A 1,306-nucleotide genomic window follows, 5' to 3' on the forward strand; every position below is an offset into this window, starting at 1 on the left:
GGTGCCGTCACGCTTCCTCGGCGAGCTGGACGCCGACGCCGCCGACGGGCGACCGGGCAAGATTCCACCGGCCGTGGACCCGGGCCGTGCCCTGGCCATGCACGCGCTGATCGCGGAATTGCGCACCGCCGCTTGCGATCCCGAGTCGGCTCCGGAACGCCGCGCCCGCGCCGCCCGGCAGCTGGCACGGCTGGCCCAGGCGGGCGTGCGGGGCGCGCACCCCGACGACTGGTACGGCACCGCCGAACTCTCCTCGGTGAATCCGTTGTGGGACAGCGAATCCGGGATGATCTCCCTGTCCCCGTCCACCGTCGACCAGCTCGAGACGTGCCCGCTGCGCTGGGCGCTGGAACGCCACGGCGGCAGCGACGCCGAGAACCCGCACGCCCTCAAGGGCAATCTGGTGCACACCCTGGTGCAGGCGCTGGCCGGGCAGGTCAGCGAAATCCAGGTGAAGCAGGCTCTGGTGAAGGCGTGGAAGAAGGTCGACCCGACCGCCCGCGACGGCGAGAACTGGCATTCCCGGGCGGAATTGCGCCGCACCGAGACCATGGTCGACACCTTCCTGGCCTGGCTGCGCAATACCCGCGACGAACTCACCGCCATCGGGGTCGAGGTCCCGGTGGACTGCGTGCTGCCCGCCCGCGGCCCCGGCGAGGTGCCGGTGCGGATCACCGGCCGGGTGGACCGGGTGGAGCGAGATGCCCTGGGCCGCTTCGTGATCGTCGACGTCAAGACCGGCAAGACGCCCATCTCCAAACAGGCCGCCGAGGACCACGCGCAGCTGGCCACCTACCAGGTCGCCGCCGCTGAGGGCGCGCTCGGCGAGGGTGAACCCGGCGGCGCGCGCCTGGTCTATGTCGCCAAACCGAGTGCCAAGGAAGGCGCCACCCAGCGCACCCAGCCGCCGCTGGACGCCGCGGGCGTCGACAGCTGGCGCGATATCGTGCACCACGCCGCCGACGCTTCGAAAGGTCCCAGCTACCTGGCCATGCGCAATGACGGCTGCCGCCACTGCAAGGTGGCGGGCAGCTGCCCCGTGCAGGACCGCGGCCGCCAGGTGACCGACGAGTGACCACCGCATCGAACGGCGACCCCGTGGCAGGCGACGGCCGGGCCGCCGGAGGCCGCGTAACCCCGCGCCAACTGGCCGACGCGCTCGGCCTGCCGCCGCCCACCGACGAACAGGCCGCCGTCATCGCCGCCCCGTCCGGACCCACCCTGGTGGTGGCGGGCGCGGGCGCCGGCAAGACCGAGACCATGGCCGCCCGCGTGGTGTGGATGGTGGCCAACGGCCTGGTCGAAC

The 1,306-nt window shown here is 72.9% G+C and carries 2 protein-coding genes; both read left to right on the forward strand.

Annotated features, from left to right (window positions below; all coding sequences use genetic code 11):
• A partial coding sequence (locus ACIRS4_RS37295; protein WP_404204577.1) for a RecB family exonuclease occupies positions 1–1,075 on the forward strand: 1,075 nt, incomplete at its 5' end.
• On the forward strand, positions 1,072–1,306 hold a 235-nt coding region (locus ACIRS4_RS37300), incomplete at its 3' end, for a UvrD-helicase domain-containing protein (RefSeq protein ID WP_404204579.1). The genes ACIRS4_RS37295 and ACIRS4_RS37300, both read left to right, overlap by 4 nt.

This window comes from Streptomyces sp. NPDC101166 (assembly GCF_044768125.1).
Taxonomy (GTDB): Bacteria; Actinomycetota; Actinomycetes; order Streptomycetales; family Streptomycetaceae; genus Streptomyces.